The organism is Halorarius halobius (assembly GCF_024298865.1).
Lineage (GTDB): Archaea > Halobacteriota > Halobacteria > Halobacteriales > Haloarculaceae > Halorarius > Halorarius halobius.
Genome location: NZ_CP101161.1, coordinates 3,427,275 through 3,445,437, shown reverse-complemented (window position 1 = coordinate 3,445,437; position 18,163 = coordinate 3,427,275). Strand labels below are relative to the sequence as shown.

The following is an 18,163-nucleotide window of genomic DNA, read 5'->3' as shown; positions in this document are numbered from 1 at the left end:
AGCCATGAGCGTCCCGTGCGTCCGCGTGCCGCCGGAGGAGGGTGAGGCGACCCGGCAGGCGCTCGCCGAGGCGGACCTCCTCGATGCGGGGCACGACATCACCGTCGCGGACGGCTGGCTGTACGTCCCCGTCTCGGACCCCGACGCGGTTCCCGACGAGTACGAGGTGGTCGCGTTCGACGCGCCCGTCCGCGAGGACCAGACGATGCCTGCCGACCTGCTGGGGTTCGAGCCCTCCTACGAGCGACTCGGCGGCGTCTACATCCTCGACGAGGACGACTCCGAGCGGGCCGGGGAGATAGCCGACGCGCTGATGGCGTGTGACCTGCCCGTCGAGACGGTGGTCAACCGTGCGTCGAAGGTGAAAGGCGAGTACCGAATCCGGGAGTGGGACGTGCTCGCGGGCGACGGCACGGAGACGGTCCACCGCGAGTACGGGGTCGAGTTCCTGCTCGACGTCCGCGAGGTGTACTTCTCGCCGCGGCTCGCGACCGAGCGCCACCGCGTCGTCGAGCAGGCCGCCGCCGACGAGCGGGTCTTCGACATGTTCGCGGGCGTGGGACCGTTCGTTGTGCCGGCGGCGAAACGCGGCGCCGACTGCGTCGGCTGTGACCTCAACCCCGCCGCGGTGGCGTACCTGCGCGAGAACGCCGCCCGCAACGGCGTCGCCGACCGCGTGACGGCCATCGAGGGCGACGTCCGCGAGACGACCGACGCGTACGCCGACTGGGCGGACCGACTGGTGATGAACCTCCCGCACTCGGCTGACGAGTTCCTCGACACCGCAGTTGAGTTGGCGAGTGACGACTGTGTCGTCCACCTCTACGACATCGCCCACGAGGACGACCCGTTCGGGCCGAGCGAGCGGGCCGTCCGGGCCGCCGCGGGCGAGGCGTACGACGTGGAGGTGCTGGTCCGCCGCGACGTCCGGTCGTACGCCCCCCACGAGCGCAACGTCTGTCTCGACGCGCGGTTGAGCCGCTGAGCGGCGCTACGGGCCGTTCAGCCCGGACGAGCCCGGACGTTTTTACGAATTTGTCACAAACCGTTTAAGAGGGGCATGGTGTGTTGCAGGTAGCCAACGATGACGGCAACACACCGCGTTCCGACGGTCGTCGTCGCCGTCCTGCTGGTGGTGTCCGCGGTCGCCACGCCCGCGCTGGCGGGCGGCGACGGCGGTCTCGCCGGCGCCGGGGAGACGGTCGACGACGGCGCGTCCGGCATCACCGACGACGGTGGGGACGCCATCGACGAGACGACAGATGCGGCCGAGGAGACGGCCGACACCGTCGAGGACGGCGCGGAGTCGACGGTCGACGAGGCCGGAGACACGCTCTCGCAGGACACGACACAGGAGTCCGACGCCGGCCTAGACACGGGCGACTCGACTACCACGACCGACGACGGGACGACCGACAACGAGACGAACGGGAGCCAGGGCATCATCGCTAGCCCCGATAGGGACTCGACGGCCGGACCCGACGCCTGGCGGACGGTCGGCCACACGTCGACCCACACGGGTGCGAACCCGGCTACCACCGGTCCGCGGGTCGCGCTGGGGCGGGTGTGGGTCGCCGGCCCCACCAACGTCTCGGGCGTGCCGGTCGTCGCCAACGACACGATCTTCGCGACTACCGGCGGCGGTACCGTCGCCGCCGTGACTCGGAACGGCTCGCGGCGCTGGACGACGAATCTCTCGGGGGACACGCTGTCGGGGGCGCCGACCGTCGGGGCCTCTCCCGCAGTGGGCGACGAGCGCGTGTTCGTCACCGGCACCGCACGCGACGGCGCCTATCTGTACGGGCTCGACCGGACGAACGGGAGCCAGCAGTTCAGCACCGCCATCGGTTCGAGCACGGCCGCCTCGCCGGTCGTCTCGGACGGCATCGTCTACGTCGGGAGCGCGCAGTCGGGCACCGCCCTGACGGGCGAGACGGGTCCCCTCACGGCCGTCTACCCCAACGGGACCGTGAAGTGGACGAACGCGAATCTCGACGGGGAAGTCGCCGCCGCCCCGGCCGTCGACGGTGCGTTCGTGTACGCCGCCACCACCGCGGGCACCGTGTACAAACTGGACCGCGAGTCGGGCGGCATCATCTTCGAGATGGGCGTCGGCGGCGCCGTGACCGCCCCGCCGACCGTCGCCGGCGACCGGGTGTACGTGGCCACGGACGACGCCGTCCACGCGCTGGCCGCGGATTCGCTCGCGACGCAGGCGTCGTTCCAGTCGCCGGACGGCGCGTTCGTCGGCTCGCCTGTCGTCTCGGCGGACGGCGTGTACGCCGGCACCGACGCAGGTACCGTCGCCAGACTGAACGAATCGCTCGCCACGGTCGACGAGACGACGATTCCCGACAACGTCACCGCGTCGCTGACGATGACGGACGGCACGCTGTACGCGCCGACGGACGCCGGTGTCGAGACGCTGACCCCCTCGCTCGCCTCTGTCGACGCCATCGAGGCGCCGGCCGCGACCAGCGGGTCGCTGACGCCGTCTGCGGGACTCGGCTTCCTGGGGACCGACGACGGCGTGCTCGCGGTGAGCGAGCGGTGTGACCGGTCGGCAGTCGGCGCCAGCACGGTCCGCGTCCCCGAGGACTGTTCGAGCGTCGCGAGCGCCGTGGAGGTCGTCGCCGCCGGCGGCACGGTCGTCGTCGGCTCGGGCACGTACGACGTCCACGTCACGCTCGACAAGCCGCTGACGCTACGGGGCGAGGATGCCGTCCTCGATGGCGAGTCCGACCGCGCGACGGCTGTCACGGTCGCCGCGGACAACGTGACGCTCGCCGGCTTCTCGGTCGAGCGGTACACCGACGCCGCGGTCCGCGTCGGCGCTCACGAGAACGTGACGGTCCGGAATCTCTCGACGCAGTGGGTCCTCCGCGGCGTCAGCGTCGCTCCCGCCGGCGGGAGCGCCAGCGACGTCACGGTCACCGATAGCCACCTGTCGGCGTTCGACGCCGCGGCCGAGTTCGATGCCTCGGGTGGCGGGTCGCTATCCGGCGTGTCCGTCGTCGACAGCCGGGTCCAGTCGACGAGAGGCGGCTACGCCGTTCGCGCGTCGACCGGGTCCGGCGGCGTCGTCTCGGGCGTCGCCCTGCAGTCGGTCACCGTGCCCAGGAACAGTGGGGCGATGTTCGCCGTCCGCTCGGACGGCCGCATCGCGGACGTGGCCGTCCGGGATGTCACGCTCGCCTCCACGGCGCGTGGCGCCGACGGCCTCGCGTTCGTGGTCTCGCCCGACACCGGCACCGGGACCGTCGAGAACGTCTCCGTCGTCGACAGCGCCATCACCGGTGCCTACGACCACGCCCTCCGCGCGTCGGCCACCACCACGTTCGGCACCGACGCCGCCACGGTCTCCGGGCTGTCGGTCGCCAACACCACCATCGCGCCCGACGACGGGCAGGGGCTTGCACTGGAGGTCAGTGCCGGCGACGACGCCGATACCCGGCCCTCTATCGGCCCTGTCACGGTGACGGAAAGCAGTATCGCCAACGCGACCGCGGGCGTGCTCGTCGACGCCCGCGACGGCGGCAGTGTGACCGGCGTCGAAGTCACCGACAGCGACGTGGTCGACAACCGACACGGGCTCCTGGTGGCGGCTGGCTCCGGTGACGGCGTCACCATCGCGGAGTCCAACGTCGTCGGCAACGCCGAGTTCGGCGTGCTGAACGACGGGTCCGGCGTCGTGGACGCGACCAACAACTGGTGGGGCGCGCCCTCCGGTCCGTACGACCCGGCGGACAACCCCAACGGCACCGGCGACAACGTCTCCGACGGCGTCGAGTACCGGCCCTGGGCGACCTCCGAGCGTGGCGGAGCGGACTCGGGCGACGGGAGCGATGGCAACGAGACGGATTCCGGCGACGGAAGCGATGGCAACGAGACGGATTCCGGCGACGGAAGCGATGGTAACGAGACGGACGATGGCACGGACGGTAACGAGACGGATTCCGGTGACGGAAGCGATGGCAACGAGACGGACGATGGCACGGACGGCAACGAGACGGACTCCGGTGACGGAAGCGATGGCAACGAGACGGACGATGGCACGGACGGCAACGAGACGGACGATGGCACGGACGGCAACGAGACGGACGATGGCACGGACGGTAACGAGACGGACTCCGGTGACGGAAGCGACGGCACGGACGGGAGTGATGGTAGCGATGGAAATGACGGCACAGACGGGAGCGATGGGACGGACGACGGAGGTACCACGTCCCCGGGTTCGGGCGGTGGTTCCTCCGACGGCGGTTCGGCCGGCGGTGGGTCGGCTGGCGGCGGTGGAGCCCCGGCTTCCGGTGGCGACGGGAGTGGCGCCACCGGTACGCAGACGCCGACCGGACTCCGGTCGACCGGAGCGCCGGGGTCGGCCGCCATCGAGCGTATCGCGTTCGACAGCCCCGTGAACGGGAACGTCTCGGCGGCCGACATCGACTCGGTCTCCGGGCGGGTGGCACCCCCGGGGCTGGTGTTGCAGGTGTTCCGCATCACGGTCCCACCGACGGCGGAGAACACGTCCGCGACGATTCGGTTCGGCGTCGGGGCCGACGTGATTGCCGAGGCCGGCGTCGACCCGGCAGACGTCCGACTCGTGCGCTACGACGACGGCTGGGAGATGCTCGACACGCGCGTGCTCGACCGCACGGGCGGGAACGTCAGCTTCGGGGCGGAAACGCCCGGGTTCTCGGTGTTCGCCGCCGTCGTGCCCGGAGCGGACGTGCCGACCGCGACGCCGACGCCGTCGCCCACGCCGACGGTGACCGCGGACGCCGAGACCACGCCGTCCCCGACGGCCGCCGACGCGGCGGCCGCGAACGGCTCCGACGACGAACCGACGCCGACGGTCGATGCGAGCATCCGGTCGACGTTCGGTGTCGGTCCCGTGGCGGTACTCGGCATCGTGGGCCTGCTCGCGCTCGTGGTCGCAATCGCGGCCATTCGGCTCCGACGGGACGGCGACGAGGAAGACTACGACCCCGACGTGCGGAGCTAAATTCGGAACCCTTATTTCTCTCATCGCCGGACCACGAGATGAGGAGGCCGCGCCGGTGTAGCTCAGCTGGCAGAGCGATTCCTTCGTAAGGAATAGGCCGAGGGTTCAAATCCCTCCACCGGCTTTCGGTCGGCTTCACCTCCCGAATGACCGTTATCGGACTGTAGAGGGGCTAATACTTCAATATTGCCCTCGGGCACCCCCATCGAGAGGGACATTTGATTCGGTCTCACCACCCTGGTTTGCCGGATACATTTGAATCGGTCGCCGATACGTGGCCGTGCTGTAGTGCGGTTTCGAAAAAGGAGTTCGAACCGGGCGAGAAGGCCGCGCCCGAAGTCAGCCCGTCGCGTTCGCAGGTAGGTCGTCGGACTGTGGAGGGGATGCTCACGTTCTCGCACCTCTCGGCTTCCAGTCAGGGCCGGTTTTGACACCAATTTCCCGGCGGGCCGTCGTGGGACGTTACTCGGCTCGAAAATTTCTGCCAGATTCGTCTGTGCGTAAGGACGAGGGTTTCCACCGCGGCCGGGCGGCGTTCGATACAGGACCTGTATCAACCGGTTTTGTTACGAACGGTTTTCTGATGCTCTCGGGGAATAGCGTGCCGGCAGGCCAAACTTTTTTCAGATAAGGGACGAGAGTGCGGGTAGTGACTGAACAGATGGACAGTATTACAGATGCAGTCACCGAGGCGCTTGCATCTCATCGGGGGGTGGACCGGACGGACCTGTCCACGCCGCTGTATGAGGTAATCGACCCAGACGCGCTGGAGGCGCTGTACCGGACTGATTTCGATGCTTCCGCCGAGTCGCATCCAGCCGTCTCTTTCAAGTATGAAGGTGACCGCGTCGTCGTCGCTGGGCCAAACAACATAGTTATCCAGCCACAGCCGGCGGACCCCGCTCCGTAGTGCCGTCTTCCGGTTGATAGGCGCTCATCAGTTTCTTTGCGAGCCTCGGCTACCGGGGATTCAATATAGAGAAGGGTGGTGTCGAGAGGTTCACGGCCTGTGTCACGACCACCCCTATACTTACCCGGCTGGCGCTCCTCGTGTCTGTGTTGGCGTAGACCATCCACCACTGTATTCACCCCTTTTGACTCCTACCACGGGGCATGCGGCACACCCCTCGCGTTGGAGGTTCCAGTCGGGACGGGTTCTCGTACACCACTGGACCAGTACCCCAACGGAGTCCCGATGAGCATCGACAACCCGTGGGACGATACCCACATGACGGAAGCCGACTTCGAGCAGCACCTGACGGAGTTAGTACTGACCGCCCGCGCTTCAGATATCGAGGTCGCAGGCGGCTATGTCATCCACGACCAAGACGGCCCCTACGACTTCAACCTCGAAATTACCCGAGCCCTCCCACGCGAATAGACTGGGGAACGGTCACCGGAGAAGCGACCACTACGCTTGGGGAAGTTACCGATGCCGAGAACGTGTGCGGGGGCCTTGTGGTGCGAGAAGGTGGCCGCCCGTTTTCCCGCCGGACGACGCCCCACGCCGGGGCGGGGGTCTACTCCGGGAGGTCCCGCCGGCCCGCCCGGAAGCAGTCGAAGCAGGGGAAGTCGTCTCTGTCGCACTCACAGCCGCCGTCAGCCCGGAGTTTGTCCGCCCCTGTAACTGGGTCGGGTGCCTCCGAAGTCTCCGCTGTGGGCGTCTCGACGGCGACAGCGGCGTTCAGCACGGTCGGGCCGCCCACCGTTGCCAGGGCAACTTTGTGTTTACAGTCCCGGTCGCCGTGAACGTCGGCGGGGCAGTCGCACTCGGCAGGAACGGCCAGCCCGTCCCGGTTCTCGACGCCGACCGTGTAGGTGTGGTCGTCCTTGAGGAAGCCGTAACTCGCGTTCGTCACTTCGACCTGGTGGGGGCCGATGACGGTGAACTCCCACGACTCCCAGGCCACCCGCTTGCTGGTCCGGGTGTCGAAATCAAGTTCCTCAACAGCACGCTTTTTGTCTCCGTCGGTGTTGGATTGCATTGGCTTACTCCTACCAGAGAAGCCGGCTCCGGGTGTCTCAGCACCCGGACGCTTTCGAACGCCCCGAGGGACCCGAACTTCTCACCTTTGCCTACGAGGGCAGAGGTAATATAGTTATCGGGTGCCTTCGAAGGCAACGGTTATTCGTATGCGGCGAGAAGGGGCGCGTATGGATGAAGACGACCGGGAGCGGACGGAGGGAGGGCGCTACGCCGAGCAGGTCCGCCCGGAGGATGTGTTGGCGGTGTTTTCCGACCACGAACCCAGGACGACCACGGAAGTCGCTGAGACGCTTGACGTGGCTCGCAGGACGGCCCTGAACAAGTTGGACGAGTTAGTCGAGCGTGGCGACCTGCGTCGGAAGAAAGTCGGCGGCCGAGCGGTTGTCTTCTGGAAGCCGGCGTCCGAGTAACGGGGTTTTGACATGAATCTCGGGGTCCGACTCGATAGAGCGTAACCTGACTCGTGGAAATTTCTGGTCTACCCCGCGCGTAAGGCCCCTTCTGTACTCGGAAACCGACGGACAGCGGACCGATAAGGCTATTACCTGCCATTCGAATAACAGGGTGAGGAGGGAAGAATCGTCGGCAAGCAGGCTGACGACAGATTTTCGCTATACGGCGCTTGGATTAGTTGGTTTTCAGCGACCGCGCGCCAGTATGGCCCCCTTCCTCCAGAGCCAACCATGTACGACGAGTCTCAACCAGCACCAATGACGAAGACCATTTCACCGAACGCCACCAAGTTCCATGCCGAAGACGCCCCGGAGGGAGACCGGCTTGATGGGTCAGAATCCTACAGAAGGCACTACGACCGGCTCTACAAGGCCAATATGGGTCGATGGAATGGGAAGTGGCGTGATGAGTCGTTTGAACTATTCATCGAGAAGATGGCCTTAGTGGACGCCATTTGTAGTCAGTTGGACCTCACGGGGTCCCAACATCGACGGGTCAATGCTCGTGTCCCTCGTCTTGATGGTCGCCGATACAGCCAAATTGGGGGCCTCGTGACGATGATTTTCTCTGTCTGCGCCCTCGTCTGTCGTGAAGACGGGCGTATATTCCATCCTTCCCGGTCCCCAGATAATAACGACCCAGAGTTCCAGCGATTAATGGAACGTCTCGGTCTACGTAAGAATGACTTGCAAAGAACGATACCGAAGGCCAGGAATGAACTTGGCCGGTCTCGTTCCAGGAGGGGGTCGATGAACCGGTTTGCGAGACCCCCTATATAAGCCGACTTGTATTACTATTAGTGAGGGGAAGTGGATAAGTGAGTCTCCCTTGAGACGCTCAGTATCAATTGGGACGGAGCCGTAGTAGGAGTATCCGGTGACGGGGGAGCCAAGGAGACCCGGACGCGGCGAGAAGGTGCGCCTCCCACGCGAAGCAGTCAGACCGGGTCGAGCCTGAAAGGGTGAAGGACCGAATCGGATACAAGTTCCTAACCGGGGGCGGGCGTTCTTGCCCCATTCGGATTATCGAGTCGGGCAAGAAGGCGTGGCTCCCTACCGGCTCCGAGGTGATTACCCTCCGTTCCGGTAGTGGCCTATCGGACTGGGGTTCGGTTCAACATCCATTTCGAGACCTACCCCCATGGGGAAGAACTCTCAGTAATGTTATATGTCTATTATGTGGTCTCTCCGGCGCTCGGCTTTTTCGTCATGCGACCCCTTGTCATAGTGCTTATCGAGAATCTTCCCGCTCATGTTCACCCGTTCACCGGTCACGTCTTTCGGCTGGCCGGCGTTCCGGGCCGCCGTAACGTATCCCCGCCGGAGGGCGTGGGGGCTGACCGAGCCGGGACACTTTGAGGCGTGGCCCCAACGGTTCGCTTCGCAGTCGGTGGGGTCACGGTCGAACGGGCAGTTCCCGCCGTTGTAGAAGCACGGTTGGGTAGCGAGGTAGACGTGTTTCGTGATGGTCGTTCGGCTGGCCCGCCCGTACTCCGTTGCGATGAGCGGGTTCCGGCCGTAGTCGTCTACCGAATCGGGCCGAGTCGTGTTCAGGTAGTCCCGAATCACGCCGGCCGTCTCGGGGGTGATGATTACGTCTCGCTCGCTGTTGGCCTTCCGCTTCAGGGGCGTGCCGGTGTCGGGCCGGTGTCGGATTTCGAGGGCCGCCCGGCCTCCATCGAAGTCTTCCACGTCCAAGGCCCGAAGCCCACCAATCCGCATCCCGCCTTTCCAGAGGATTAGCAGGACAACGTGGCGCATGCTGGCGTAGTCGTACTTCCCGAGGTGGTCGAGTATCGCCGTGGCTTCGTCCCGGAGGAGAACGTCGTCGCATATCTCGTCATCCTCGGACACCTTGGTGGGTTCTACGAGTTCGTGGAGGCCGACCGGAACGGCCTGTATCGTCTCGCAGAACTGGATGAAGTTCTTGACTGTCCGCATGTCGTTCCGGCACGTAATGGGCTTCACGTCGGCCAGTCGCCATTCCTCGAACCGGACTATCTCGTCGCTGTCCACCTCTCGCATGTCGTCTATCCCTCGCTCGGTCAGGTATTCGAGGAACCGCTTGAGGGCGGTGTCGTAGTTGTAGTAGGTCTTGTCCGAGACGTGGGACTGCTTCTTTTTCAGGTAGCGCTTCTTGGCCGCCGTCGGTGATGTAGGCTTAAGTTGCATGGCCTTCTGTGTACGGCCAAGCAGGTGGCGCGTCCGCGTACTGGCCGGCGGAAGCGTTGGCAGGTTCAGCGAACCTGTCAGCGCGCCGAGGGTTCAAATCCCTCCACCGGCTTTCACGCCGTCGTCCACGACTCAGGTACGGGAGAATGAACATCGCACTCGTCGTCCTCGATACGCTCCGGAAGGACGCCTTCGACGACCAGTTCGAGTGGCTCCCGGGCCGGAGGTTCGAGCGCGCGTGGGCGACGAGCAACTGGACGGCGCCCGTACACGCCGCCCTTTTCACCGGTCGCTACGCCAGCGAGGTGGGCGTCCACTCGAAGGCGAACGAACTCGACTGCGAGGAGCCCACGCTGGCCGAACAGCTCTCGGCGGCCGGCTACACGACCCGGGCGTTCAGCGCGAACCCCAACGTCTCAAAGCGGTTCGAGTTCCACCGCGGGTTCGAGGAGTTCACCGGAAGCTGGAAGATACGGCAGTTCAACACCGACCGGGAGGTGTTCGACTGGTCGGGATTCGTCAACGACACCAAAGGCGAGGGGCCGACGCGGTATCTGACGGCTCTGCGACGTTGTGTGACGGAGGACGTGGACACGCTCGCGTCGCTCAAACAGGGATTCGACCTGAAGTTCCGCCCGGACCGGCTCGGAGCCGACGTCCCCGACGACGGGGCACAGGCCTCGCTTGAGCGTATTCGCGAGACGGAGTACGGCGACGACGAGTTCCTGTTTCTCAACCTGATGGAGGCGCACGGCCCGTACGAGCCGCCCGAGGAGTACCGGACGGTCGACCACGAGAAGCCGTCCGCGGCGGACGCCCTGCTCGGCGAAGTCGACGTCGACCGCGACGCTGTTCGGCAGGCGTACGAGGATTCGGTTCGGTATCTCTCCGACGTCTACCGGGAGATATTCGCGGAGCTACGCGCGGAGTTCGACTACGTCATCACCCTCTCGGACCACGGGGAACTGCTGGGCGAACACGGCCACTGGGACCACCAGTACGGGCTGTATCCGGAACTGACCCACGTTCCGCTGGTCGTGTGGGGCGACGACCTCGAGGGGTCGACCGACGCGACGGTGAGCCTGCTCGACGTCCATCGGACGGTGCTGGACCTCGCCGACGTGGACGGCGACTCTCGGGGCCGGAACCTGCTGTCGGACCCGGGGCGTGAGTGTCTCACCGAGTATCACGGGCTGACCCGCTGGCTCCTCGACGAGTTCGAGGCCGGGGACGACGTCGAGACGGTACGGAAGCGGTACGACGCGGAACTGGCCGGCGTCGCGCTCCCGCCGTCGTACTACGGGTACGAGACCGAAGACGGCTGGACGGAGCACGGGACGGCGGACGCCGACCCTCGCGACCGGTTCGAGACGCTCCGGGACTCGCTGGACCGGCGGGACGTCGAGCCGAGCCGGCAGGAGCTCTCCGAGGAGGCGCTGGAGCAGTTGGAGGACCTCGGATACGCCTGAGCCCGCCAACCATCGTGTTCGATGACGGAGTTGCGGAACGGCGGGGGCGGAGTGGGTTTTCGGAGCCGCGCCGCCCGGCGGGAGACGGATTCGAAACGCGGAGGTCAAGTGGGCGCCCCCGCTGTCTCCGGTCGTGAGCGACGACGGGGGGCGGTTCGGCTACGGCGTGCGGATGCTGGCGAGTCTCTCCGTCGCGTGGGCGGTGCTCCAGACCGGGCGGTTCCTGCTGTCGCCGCTGTTGCCCGACATCATCGGGGCGCTCGACATCACGAAGGCGACGGCCGGGCTGGCGCTCGGAGCGTTCCAGGGCGTGTACGCGCTCACCCAGTACCCGAGCGGGCGGTTCTCGGACGCGCTGACGCGGGCGGCGCTTCTGGTCCCGGGGTTCGTGACGCTCGTCGCGGCGTTCGCGGCGCTCTGGGCGACCACCGGCTACGTCGGGTTTCTCGCGGCGGCGGTCCTTCTCGGGGTGGGCAAGGGGCTGTTCGCCATCCCGTCGCGGGCCCTCCTCTCGGATTTGTTCGTGGAGCGGCGCGGTCGCGCGTTCGGACTGTACACCGCCGGCACCGACGTGGGTGGCATCGCCGCGGCGGCAATCGCCTTTCTCGTGGTCGGTGGTGGCGCGGCGCTCGTCCCGGTCGGTCCGGTGGCGGCGGCGCTCGATGCGGCGGGCTGGCGCGCACCGTTCCTGCCGGTGGCCGTGACGCTTGCGCTCGTCGGCCTGCTGTACGTGGTCTGGAACAGGGACACGCTGGCGTTGGGACGGGCGGACGTGGCGTTGCTCTCGACGGTGCGGCGGCTGGCGACGACGCGTGAACAGCGCGAGACGCTCGTCGCGTACGCGCTGTTCTACTTCATGGTCGGCGCGTGGATCAACTTCCTCCCAACGTATCTGCAGGAGGCGAAAGGGTTCGTCTCGCCGGTGCCGGAACTGCTGTTCGCGGTCGTGTTCGTGGTCGGTGTCACCGCGAAACCCGCCGCGGGGACGCTCTCCGACCGGGTGCCGCGCCGCATCGTCGCGGTCGGGGGGCTGGCCCTGGCGGCCGTCGCACTGGTCGCGGTGTCGATCACCGAGTCGCTGGTGGCCGTGACCGCCGCCATTGCGCTTTTCGCGGCCGGCTACAAGACGCAGTTCCCCGTCGTCGACGCCATCGTGCTCGACGCCGCGCCCGACGCGAACGTCGGCGGGGACCTCGGCGCGGCCCGGGCGCTGTTCCTCGGCGTCGGTGCGCTCGGCCCCGTCTACATGGGCGTCGTCTCCACGGCGCTGGGCTATCCGACCGCGTTCGCCGGCCTGGTCGGCTGTCTCGTCGCAAGCGCCGGCATCATCGCGGCCGGCCGGCGGCATTGAAATATGCCCGTCAGTTCCCGGGGACAGGCCTACGGGGCAAAAAACAGTAAACTCGTGTAGCGACGTGACCAGCTAAGATGTCGTTCGACCAACCAACAATACCTGTTCTCGCGGCCGCCCTCCTGCTCGTCCTCGCGGGGACGGGCGCCGTCGCGGGAACCGCGTTGATACAGGGCGACCCGCCGGAACCGACGACAGAGAAACGACCGCCCAGCGACGGGGCGAACTTCACCGTCGCGCCCGAGGACCACTCGCCGGGCGCCGGCACGCCGTACATCATGCTCTCGAAAGGGGAGGGGCCGTGGGGCGACAGCGAGGGGCTGGAGACCATCGACTACTACAAGATTACCACCCAGGAGACCCAGTTCGAAAGCTGTACGCCGAACGACGCGAAGGCGTTCGGCATCGACCGGAAGAACGACGCGGGCGGCACCAAGACCGACACCGCGCTGTTGAGCCACATGCGGAGCTACAGCGTCGAGGGTCGCATCATCACCGTCGAGATATACGACGAGGGTGACCTCGGCGGCTCGCCGACGTACCTCAACCGCTCGGACGAGACGGTGGCGAAACTGGCCAACTGCGTGACCGCCCCCAGCGAGAAAGGCTGGTACCAGTTCACCGGCTACGTCAACGGCACCAACTACGACGGCGAGTTTCAGGAGGTAACGCTGTACTCGAAGTACTACTACATCTGTGACTGCGAGGACAGGGAGGCGGCGAAACAGACGCTCGGCCCGCCGCCGCACTCGGGTGGCGGTAGCACCGCAACCCCGACCCCGACGGCGACGCCGGGCGACACTGCGACCCCGACACCGGAGGCGACCACGACCCCGGCGCCCGACTCGACGGCGACACCCTCGCCGACGGCGACCCCGGGCCAGTCGTCGAACACCCCGACTTCACAGTCCAACACGAACCGAGACGACCCGGCGACTGCGACCCCGACGGGGACGGCCGCCGGCTCGGGCGGCTCCGACGGCACCGAGGCGACGGCCACGTCCGCCGGGAACCCCCAACGGACCGTCGATACGTCGACGCCGACGACGCCGACGCTGGCCGAGGGCCCCGGATTCGGCGCGCTGGCGGCGCTCGTCGGTGTCCTCGTCGTCGGCCTGCTGGCACGTCGCCGTTAACCGTCCGCCGGGGCGTGCAGTAGCGCCGACAGCATCTTCGATTCGGCCTTTCTGAGGTGCTCGTCGACGGTCGAGGGCGCACACCCCAGGTCGTCGGCCAACTCCTGCTGGTTGACGCCGCGGGGAATATCGTAGTAGCCGAGTTCGACCGCACGTTCGAACACCTCGCGCTGGCGGTCGGTGAGAAGCGACATGAAGTTCTCCTCGTCGGGGCGGTAGCGCCCGACCTGTTCGATGTTGATGTCGATGGGGTCGGGCGCGTTCCGGAGCGCCTCCCGGAGCATGTCGTGGCGGCCGACGACGGTGACGAGCACGTCGCCGTGGTCGGTGATGCGGATGGGCGTGTCGATGATGAGCGCGAAGTCGTGACACAGCGCCATCAACGAGCCGGCGGGTTCGCCACGCGTCACGTGGAGATACAGGTGGAACTTCTCCTCGTCGACGTCGATGAGGTCGAAGCCGAGGACGTCGTCGCTGTGGTCGGCGAACTCGCGGGCCGACGGCCGGTCCCCCTCCAATCGATAGAGCAACACGCCCGTCCCGTCCCCGAAGGCGTCGACGTGGAGTAGCGACTCCCGGGCGACCTCCGGTACGGCGGCGAGGTCCCTGTCCGCCGGATGCAGTCCGCCGCTCTCGGGCGTGAGACGGAGGTCGAAATACCGCATTATCGACCGTTCACGTTCGGGGTCGATGTTAATTGTGGTGGGCGTTGTATTTTCCAACTGCCGACAGTTCGCGGGGGATTTATCCGCGGGGGTCCCGACCCCAATCCATGGAGAAAGTGTCAATCGACGAAGTACCCGTCGAGAACAGCCCGCTGGGCGTCCACAGCGAGCGGCGGCCCGTCTCCGCGGCGCTGGGCACCGAGTCGTTCGCGATGAACTTCTTCCGCCTCGAACCGGGGGAGTCGTTCTCCGGTGGCCTGCATACACACCACGACCAGGAGGAGGTGTTCTACGTCGAGGAGGGGAGCGCCACCTTCCAGGTCGGTCGCGACCGCGAGGAGGTGACCGTCGACGCGGGCGACCTGATACGGTTCGACCCCGGCGAGTTCCAGCGTGGCGACAACACGGGCGACGGCGAACTGGTCGGGTGGGCACTCGGGGCGCCGAAGTCACGTCACGACTGGGAGGAGATAGAGTCGGTCGTCCACTGCCGGGAGTGTGGCGAGGAACGCCCCCACGGAATGGCGCTCACCGACGACGGCGGGTTCCGGATGACATGTACCGAGTGTGGTAGCTCCTTCGAGACGTAAGACCGGCTTACCGGCGGTAGCTGAATTTTAATTTTTCGAACATGAAGGGGAAAGGTACAATACGGGGGAGGGGGACTGTGGCGACATGGCGCGGTGCAACAACTGCGACGCGTTCGTGACGGAAGACTACGTGCGAGTGTTCGCGCCCGACGGGTACGACGGGGTCCGCGTCTGTCCCAACTGCGAGGACAAACTCCGGGACGGGGCCGAGGTCCGCGAGGCACGGTCCACTCGGCAGAACTAGAACCCGGCTACCGCGAGCACCACGCCGAGCAGGATGCTGGCGAAGATGACGGCCAGACCCAGAAGGAAGAACCTGTCTGCGGTGCCCATGCTGTTTTGACGGCTCAGTCGTCGGCGGTGATGGTCGCCGACGGGTCCGTCTCCAGATACCGCTCCCCCTGCTCGGTCAGCCGGTAAATCGCCTCGCCCGTTACCGGTTCGATGTAGCCGACGTCGACCAGCACCTCCCAGCGGCGCTCGACGTAGCCCGTCGGCATCCCCAGTCGGTTCGCCACCAGCGCCATGTAGTCGGGCGGATGGTCGCGCAGTTGCTCGAGGATGCGGCGGTCGGCGGGGCGAAGCCTGTCGGAGCTCATGCCGGTAACACCTGCCCCTAATTGTCGTTCGAACTATTTAGTTGTATGGGGTGTGTTACCACACACCTAGCAGTCAACAGAGGTCGACCGTCACGTACGTCCCGCCGTCGTCGGCGACGACGACGCCCACGCCGGCGCGCTCGGCGTTCACGAGCAGGAGCGTGCGACGGCTGTCGGTCTGGTTCATCCAGCCGTCGACCACGGCCGAAGCCAGCGCCGACTCGTTGCGGTGGAGTCGGTCCTCGTCGTTGATCTGGAACCGGCGGCCCGCGACCGACTTGGCGACGACCTCCATCTGCTGGCCGTCGCGGACGCCCGTGTTGGAGTCGTCCAGAACCCGACAGCGGTCGTACAGGTCGTAGCGCTCGTACCGGTCGACCGTCGTGTAGCCGCCGGCGGCGTGAGTGGGGTACCCCTGGTCGGCCATGTTGGCGCTGTGGAACCGCGCCATCTCGTCGCCGGTAGCGAACCGGGCGAGCGGTGCGAGGTCCCGCTCGTCCCGCTTCGCGTTCACGGCCGCCAGCAGTTCGCGCTCAATCGCCCGCTCGTCGAACGCCGACGGCGCGACGGTCGGCCGGGGCGTCTCCACAGGGGTGGCCGAGGTGGTGGCCGTCGCCGCCGGCTCGGCGGCCGGCGTCGACGTGGGGGACCCGGTCGGTGTCGGCGTCGGCGTCTTCGCCAACGACGGCCCCTCGATGTAGGTGCCGACGAACGCCCCGACGCCGAGCGCCCACGCGGCCGCGAGGGCGATGACGACGAGTAGCGACACCTTATTTACCATATTATCCGGTTAACACCGGCGATTAAAGTTCTGTCGGGGGCGTGGCTCCCGTCGCGCGGCGTCACCCGTCGTCGGGGAGCGCCGTCACCGACGCGGTGCCGGTGGCGGGGTTCTCCCCGACGGTCACGCGCGTCCCGAAGACGGGTTCGAGTCGGTCGGCAGTCAACACCGACTCGGGCGTCCCGACGGCCCGGAGCCCCCCGTCCGCGAGCAGGGCGACCCGGTCGCAGAACCGCGCCGCCAAATCGAGGTCGTGGATGGCCGCCACGACCGTCTCCTCGAGGCCAGCGACGAGTTCGAGCGTCCTGACCTGGTGGTTGATGTCGAGGTTCGCCGTCGGTTCGTCCAGCAGGAGCGTCGGGGCGTCCTGTGCCAGCGCTCGCGCGAGCAGGACGCGCTGTTTCTCGCCGCCCGACAGCCCCTCGACGGCCCGGTCTTGCAGACCGGCGGTCTCCGTGCGCTCGAGCGCCTGCCGGACTCGCTCGTCGCCGTCGGGGTCGGGGTTGCGGCGGAGCCGCGACCGGTAGGGGGTCCGGCCCATCGCGACGACCTCACGGACCGAGAAGTCGAAACCGAACGACGTCTCCTGTGGGACGCGGGCGACCAGCCGTCCCGTCTCCCGGGCCGACAGCGACGCGAGGTCGCGACCGTCGACGACGACCCGGCCCGTCGCCGGCGTCGCCAGCCCGCCCATCGCCTTCAGAAGCGTCGTCTTGCCCGCGCCGTTGGGGCCGACCAGCGCGAGGAACTCGCCTTCGCGGACGTCGAGCGACATGTCGGTCAGTATCTCGACGCCGCCGGCCCGCACCGAGAGCTCCTCGACGGCTATCACAGCTGGTGCACCTCCCGCTTGCGGAGCAGGTAGAGGAAGAACGGCGCACCGACGGCGGCGGTGACGATGCCGACGGGCAGTTCGGCCGCCCCCGACCGGGCGAGCGTGTCGGCGGCGACGAGGAACGACGCGCCGGCGAAGGCGCTCGCCGGCAACAGCACCCGGTGGTCCGGCCCGACGACCAGCCGGAGGGTGTGGGGGACGATGAGGCCGACGAAGCCGATGACGCCCGAGACGGCGACGGCGGCGGCGGTGACGACGCTCGACACCGCCAGCAGAATCCGTTTCGTGCGTTCGACCTCGATGCCGAGCGAGCGGGCGTCCTCTTCGCCCACCAGGAGGACGTTCAGGTCCTCCGCGAACAGGTAGAGGACAGCGACGAACAGGGGGACGAGCAGGCCCGTCGCGGCGACTTCCCCCCACGTCGCACCGTCGAGGTGGCCCATCAGCCAGTAGACGACGCGCCGCATCGAGTTGCCGCTGTGCAACAGCATGAACGAGACGGCGGCCCCCAGCAACGTCTGGACGGCCACGCCCGCCAGAAGCAGGGTGGCGACGGGCGTGCGGCCCCCCTCACTGGCGATGAGGTAGACGGCAAACGCCGTCACGACCGCCCCGACGAACGCCGCGCCCCGGAGGCCGAGACCGAACGGCACCGCGACGGGCGCGACCAGTGCGAAGACGGCACCGACCGCGGCGCCCGAGGAGACACCGACGATGGAGGGGTCCGCCATCGGGTTGCGGAAGAACCCCTGCATGACGGTGCCGGCCGCCGCGAGCGCGAATCCGACGACCGCGCCGAGTGCGATGCGGGGCAACCGGACGGTCATCACGATAGTCCGGTTGACGTCCGCCACCGGGAACGAGAACAGCGGCGTCCACTCGACGGCGACGCCCGGCACCTGGAGCGGGCCGGCGGCGTACACCTGCAGGTCGGTCGGCAGGCGGACGGCGTTCAAAAGCACCTTCACGATGACGACCGCGTCGATGGCGACCGGTCCGATGCCGGCGCTGACGACGACGACTGCGACCAACAGCGCGGCTAACCCGGCCGACCACGAGAGCGCGCGCCGCGTCGCGTCCATGAACTAAAGGCGAGTTGGGTTAGACAAATACTTATTGGATTG

The 18,163-nt window shown here is 67.2% G+C and carries 17 protein-coding genes and 1 tRNA gene; 11 read left to right on the top strand and 7 right to left on the bottom strand.

Annotated elements, in window-relative coordinates; translation table 11 throughout:
• Positions 1-4: 4 nt before the first annotated feature.
• The 5 genes from NL112_RS18165 (at position 5) to NL112_RS18145 (ending at position 6,383) form a co-directional block, all read left to right on the top strand.
• Complete coding sequence (locus NL112_RS18165; protein WP_255150260.1) at positions 5-985, top strand: class I SAM-dependent methyltransferase; 981 nt, start codon at positions 5-7, stop codon at positions 983-985.
• Between the two features lie 99 nt (positions 986-1,084).
• Complete coding sequence (locus NL112_RS18160; RefSeq protein ID WP_255150259.1) at positions 1,085-5,002, top strand: outer membrane protein assembly factor BamB family protein; 3,918 nt, start codon at positions 1,085-1,087, stop codon at positions 5,000-5,002.
• A 51-nt stretch (positions 5,003-5,053) separates the two neighbouring features.
• Positions 5,054-5,126: transfer RNA gene (locus NL112_RS18155), tRNA-Thr, on the top strand.
• A gap of 525 nt (positions 5,127-5,651) precedes the next feature.
• The gene (locus NL112_RS18150) at positions 5,652-5,912 is read left to right on the top strand and encodes a HalOD1 output domain-containing protein (RefSeq protein WP_255150258.1); all 261 of its coding nucleotides are present in this window, start codon (positions 5,652-5,654) and stop codon (positions 5,910-5,912) included.
• A 285-nt stretch (positions 5,913-6,197) separates the two neighbouring features.
• Positions 6,198-6,383, top strand: a complete 186-nt coding sequence (locus NL112_RS18145) for a hypothetical protein (protein WP_255150257.1) — start codon at positions 6,198-6,200, stop codon at positions 6,381-6,383.
• 139 nt (positions 6,384-6,522) lie between these two features.
• On the opposite strand, the gene NL112_RS18140 is transcribed toward NL112_RS18145, so the two are convergent.
• A complete protein-coding gene (locus NL112_RS18140; protein ID WP_255150256.1) occupies positions 6,523-6,987 on the bottom strand; it encodes an SWIM zinc finger family protein in 465 nt (154 codons plus the stop codon).
• Between the two features lie 169 nt (positions 6,988-7,156).
• Here NL112_RS18140 and NL112_RS18135 point away from each other — a divergent pair, with 169 nt between their 5' ends.
• On the top strand, positions 7,157-7,399 hold the full coding sequence (locus tag NL112_RS18135) for a helix-turn-helix domain-containing protein (protein ID WP_255150255.1): 243 nt from the start codon (positions 7,157-7,159) through the stop codon (positions 7,397-7,399).
• Positions 7,400-8,605: 1,206 nt separating this feature from the next.
• On the opposite strand, the gene NL112_RS18130 is transcribed toward NL112_RS18135, so the two are convergent.
• On the bottom strand, positions 8,606-9,613 hold the full coding sequence (locus NL112_RS18130) for a tyrosine-type recombinase/integrase (RefSeq protein ID WP_255150254.1): 1,008 nt from the start codon (positions 9,611-9,613) through the stop codon (positions 8,606-8,608).
• A gap of 146 nt (positions 9,614-9,759) precedes the next feature.
• Between NL112_RS18130 and NL112_RS18125 the strand changes: the two genes are divergently transcribed.
• The 3 genes from NL112_RS18125 to NL112_RS22855 all read left to right on the top strand — a co-directional run bounded on the left by NL112_RS18125 (position 9,760) and on the right by NL112_RS22855 (position 13,569).
• Positions 9,760-11,082, top strand: coding sequence for a sulfatase-like hydrolase/transferase (locus NL112_RS18125; protein ID WP_255150253.1), 1,323 nt, complete (start codon positions 9,760-9,762; stop codon positions 11,080-11,082).
• 172 nt (positions 11,083-11,254) lie between these two features.
• A complete protein-coding gene (locus NL112_RS18120; RefSeq protein WP_350356180.1) occupies positions 11,255-12,433 on the top strand; it encodes an MFS transporter in 1,179 nt (392 codons plus the stop codon).
• Positions 12,434-12,510: 77 nt separating this feature from the next.
• Entirely contained in the window at positions 12,511-13,569 is a 1,059-nt protein-coding gene (locus NL112_RS22855) for a PGF-CTERM sorting domain-containing protein (protein WP_286672167.1), read from the top strand.
• On the opposite strand, the gene NL112_RS18110 is transcribed toward NL112_RS22855, so the two are convergent.
• Complete coding sequence (locus NL112_RS18110) at positions 13,566-14,234, bottom strand: helix-turn-helix domain-containing protein (protein WP_255150251.1); 669 nt, start codon at positions 14,232-14,234, stop codon at positions 13,566-13,568. The genes NL112_RS22855 and NL112_RS18110 overlap by 4 nt on opposite strands.
• Before the next feature lie 107 nt (positions 14,235-14,341).
• On the opposite strand from NL112_RS18110, the gene NL112_RS18105 reads away from it, so the two are divergent.
• Together NL112_RS18105 and NL112_RS18100 are read left to right on the top strand one after the other, a co-directional pair.
• A complete protein-coding gene (locus NL112_RS18105) occupies positions 14,342-14,824 on the top strand; it encodes a cupin domain-containing protein (protein ID WP_255150250.1) in 483 nt (160 codons plus the stop codon).
• Between the two features lie 85 nt (positions 14,825-14,909).
• A complete protein-coding gene (locus NL112_RS18100; RefSeq protein WP_255150249.1) occupies positions 14,910-15,068 on the top strand; it encodes a DUF7563 family protein in 159 nt (52 codons plus the stop codon).
• A 103-nt stretch (positions 15,069-15,171) separates the two neighbouring features.
• On the opposite strand, the gene NL112_RS18095 is transcribed toward NL112_RS18100, so the two are convergent.
• From NL112_RS18095 to btuC, 4 genes are all read right to left on the bottom strand, one after another.
• Complete coding sequence (locus NL112_RS18095; RefSeq protein WP_255150248.1) at positions 15,172-15,423, bottom strand: hypothetical protein; 252 nt, start codon at positions 15,421-15,423, stop codon at positions 15,172-15,174.
• 73 nt (positions 15,424-15,496) lie between these two features.
• Positions 15,497-16,204, bottom strand: coding sequence for a CAP domain-containing protein (locus NL112_RS18090; protein ID WP_255150247.1), 708 nt, complete (start codon positions 16,202-16,204; stop codon positions 15,497-15,499).
• Between the two features lie 61 nt (positions 16,205-16,265).
• A complete protein-coding gene (locus tag NL112_RS18085) occupies positions 16,266-17,036 on the bottom strand; it encodes an ABC transporter ATP-binding protein (RefSeq protein ID WP_255150246.1) in 771 nt (256 codons plus the stop codon).
• Positions 17,033-18,121, bottom strand: coding sequence for a vitamin B12 ABC transporter permease BtuC (gene btuC / locus NL112_RS18080; RefSeq protein WP_255150245.1), 1,089 nt, complete (start codon positions 18,119-18,121; stop codon positions 17,033-17,035). Before btuC ends, NL112_RS18085 begins: the two co-directional genes overlap by 4 nt.
• Positions 18,122-18,163: the final 42 nt, after the last annotated feature.

Excerpts from the sequence above, each read along its gene's own strand:
- NL112_RS18165 (WP_255150260.1), top strand. The coding sequence starts at position 5 with ATGAGCGTCCCGTGCGTCCGCGTGCCGCCGGAGGAGGGTGAGGCGACC.
- NL112_RS18160 (WP_255150259.1), top strand. The coding sequence starts at position 1,085 with ATGACGGCAACACACCGCGTTCCGACGGTCGTCGTCGCCGTCCTGCTG.
- NL112_RS18145 (WP_255150257.1), top strand. The coding sequence starts at position 6,198 with ATGAGCATCGACAACCCGTGGGACGATACCCACATGACGGAAGCCGAC.
- NL112_RS18140 (WP_255150256.1), bottom strand. The coding sequence starts at position 6,987 with ATGCAATCCAACACCGACGGAGACAAAAAGCGTGCTGTTGAGGAACTT.
- NL112_RS18135 (WP_255150255.1), top strand. The coding sequence starts at position 7,157 with ATGGATGAAGACGACCGGGAGCGGACGGAGGGAGGGCGCTACGCCGAG.
- NL112_RS18130 (WP_255150254.1), bottom strand. The coding sequence starts at position 9,613 with ATGCAACTTAAGCCTACATCACCGACGGCGGCCAAGAAGCGCTACCTG.
- NL112_RS18125 (WP_255150253.1), top strand. The coding sequence starts at position 9,760 with ATGAACATCGCACTCGTCGTCCTCGATACGCTCCGGAAGGACGCCTTC.
- NL112_RS18120 (WP_350356180.1), top strand. The coding sequence starts at position 11,255 with ATGCTGGCGAGTCTCTCCGTCGCGTGGGCGGTGCTCCAGACCGGGCGG.
- NL112_RS22855 (WP_286672167.1), top strand. The coding sequence starts at position 12,511 with ATGTCGTTCGACCAACCAACAATACCTGTTCTCGCGGCCGCCCTCCTG.
- NL112_RS18110 (WP_255150251.1), bottom strand. The coding sequence starts at position 14,234 with ATGCGGTATTTCGACCTCCGTCTCACGCCCGAGAGCGGCGGACTGCAT.
- NL112_RS18105 (WP_255150250.1), top strand. The coding sequence starts at position 14,342 with ATGGAGAAAGTGTCAATCGACGAAGTACCCGTCGAGAACAGCCCGCTG.
- NL112_RS18100 (WP_255150249.1), top strand. The coding sequence starts at position 14,910 with ATGGCGCGGTGCAACAACTGCGACGCGTTCGTGACGGAAGACTACGTG.
- NL112_RS18095 (WP_255150248.1), bottom strand. The coding sequence starts at position 15,423 with ATGAGCTCCGACAGGCTTCGCCCCGCCGACCGCCGCATCCTCGAGCAA.
- NL112_RS18090 (WP_255150247.1), bottom strand. The coding sequence starts at position 16,204 with ATGGTAAATAAGGTGTCGCTACTCGTCGTCATCGCCCTCGCGGCCGCG.
- btuC (WP_255150245.1), bottom strand. The coding sequence starts at position 18,121 with ATGGACGCGACGCGGCGCGCGCTCTCGTGGTCGGCCGGGTTAGCCGCG.